The sequence below is a fragment of the Halobacillus sp. B23F22_5 genome, assembly GCF_043497085.1.
GTDB lineage: Bacteria > Bacillota > Bacilli > Bacillales > Halobacillaceae > Thalassobacillus.
Window position 1 is genome coordinate 1 of the sequence record NZ_JBIEKI010000034.1, and the last position, 1,618, is coordinate 1,618.

At 47.3% G+C, this 1,618-nt stretch carries 9 tRNA genes and 2 rRNA genes; all 11 read left to right on the forward strand.

Annotation, left to right across the window (positions count from 1 at the left end):
• Window positions 1–104, forward strand: a 23S ribosomal RNA gene (locus ACGTN9_RS20920); the annotation flags it as partial.
• A 136-nt stretch (window positions 105–240) separates the two neighbouring features.
• Window positions 241–354 (forward strand): 5S ribosomal RNA (gene rrf, locus ACGTN9_RS20925).
• An 11-nt stretch (window positions 355–365) separates the two neighbouring features.
• A tRNA-Val gene (locus ACGTN9_RS20930) sits at window positions 366–441 on the forward strand.
• A gap of 152 nt (window positions 442–593) precedes the next feature.
• Window positions 594–669, forward strand: a tRNA-Thr gene (locus ACGTN9_RS20935).
• 168 nt (window positions 670–837) lie between these two features.
• Window positions 838–913: transfer RNA gene (locus ACGTN9_RS20940), tRNA-Lys, on the forward strand.
• A gap of 5 nt (window positions 914–918) precedes the next feature.
• Window positions 919–1,003: transfer RNA gene (locus ACGTN9_RS20945), tRNA-Leu, on the forward strand.
• Between the two features lie 5 nt (window positions 1,004–1,008).
• Window positions 1,009–1,083: transfer RNA gene (locus ACGTN9_RS20950), tRNA-Gly, on the forward strand.
• A gap of 57 nt (window positions 1,084–1,140) precedes the next feature.
• A tRNA-Leu gene (locus ACGTN9_RS20955) sits at window positions 1,141–1,229 on the forward strand.
• An 11-nt stretch (window positions 1,230–1,240) separates the two neighbouring features.
• Window positions 1,241–1,317, forward strand: a tRNA-Arg gene (locus ACGTN9_RS20960).
• A 5-nt stretch (window positions 1,318–1,322) separates the two neighbouring features.
• A tRNA-Pro gene (locus tag ACGTN9_RS20965) sits at window positions 1,323–1,399 on the forward strand.
• An 8-nt stretch (window positions 1,400–1,407) separates the two neighbouring features.
• Window positions 1,408–1,483 (forward strand) — tRNA-Ala (locus tag ACGTN9_RS20970).
• The last annotated feature ends 135 nt before the right edge of the window (window positions 1,484–1,618 follow it).

Consider the following 1,618-nt stretch of genomic DNA (forward strand, 5'->3'; position numbering starts at 1 on the left):
CGAGTGAGTAAGATCCCTCAGAGACGATGAGGTAGATAGGTCCGAGGTGGAAGCGTGGTGACACGTGGAGCTGACGGATACTAATCGATCGAGGACTTAACTAAATAAATTCGTGAAGAAGTTGGATCGTTGAATGTTGCTTATCTAGTTTTGAGGGTTTACATAAAAAAATATAAATTTCCCTTGAAATTTTGGACAAAGGTGCATATAATATACCTTGTCCTTAAAAAAACAAAAAGGTTTGGTGGCGAAAGCGGAGAGGTCACACCTGTTCCCATGCCGAACACAGCAGTTAAGCTCTCCAGCGCCGATGGTAGTCGGGTTTATCCCCGTGAGAGTAGGACGCTGCCAAGCCTTTATATATTGGAGGATTAGCTCAGCTGGGAGAGCACTTGCCTTACAAGCAAGGGGTCGCAGGTTCGAACCCTGCATCCTCCACCATTTTATTTGCCGGTCTAGCTCAATTGGTAGAGAAGCCGTAAACTCCCTTGATCTGCATCAGAGTAGGCTTTGCGAGGAGCGCGAGCTTCACCGAATCAACTTGCAACGAGACGAGCACAATACAATAAGACTTCTGTTTACACTTAAAATTTGCCGGTCTAGCTCAATTGGTAGAGCAACTGACTTGTAATCAGTAGGTTGGGGGTTCAAGTCCTCTGGCCGGCACCATTGTAGGTTTTCCTGCGACGTTGAATAAACTTCATGCTAGAAAACAACCGTGTGCTGTAAGTGCACCATTGAATAGTTCCCTTACTACGTCGAATAAACTCCTTGTTGGAAAACAATTGTAGTTCTGTAAGGGCACCATCAATCACTTTTTAACTATAAAGTTTATACGAGCCATTAGCTCAGTTGGTAGAGCATCTGACTTTTAATCAGAGGGTCGAAGGTTCGAATCCTTCATGGCTCACCACTTATGCGGGTGTGGTGGAACTGGCAGACACGCTAGACTTAGGATCTAGTGCCTTACGGCGTGGGGGTTCGACTCCCTCCACCCGCACCATTTTTGCGGAAGTAGTTCAGTGGTAGAACACCACCTTGCCAAGGTGGGGGTCGCGGGTTCGAATCCCGTCTTCCGCTCCAAGAATCACTTCAATATCATATGATTTTAAACATCACTTTATTACTTACACGAGCCAAGCCGGGGTGGCGGAATTGGCAGACGCACAGGACTTAAAATCCTGCGGTAGGTAACTACCGTGCCGGTTCGAGTCCGGCCCTCGGCACCATAACTTTATATGCGCCCGTAGCTCAATTGGATAGAGCGTCTGACTACGGATCAGAAGGTTAGGGGTTCGACTCCTCTCGGGCGCGCCATTTTACGGGAAGTAGCTCAGCTTGGTAGAGCACTTGGTTTGGGACCAAGGGGTCGCAGGTTCGAATCCTGTCTTCCCGACCATTTCTTACGGGGCCTTAGCTCAGCTGGGAGAGCGCCTGCTTTGCACGCAGGAGGTCAGCGGTTCGATCCCGCTAGGCTCCACCAATTATTTGTTTGATCTTTGAAAACTGAACGAACCAACCAGTACGTCAAATTAATTTCTTCATTATATGAGGAAATAAAACAACGCACTTTAGCAGTGCAAACATGAGCAAGTCAAACTTTACTTTTATGGAGAGT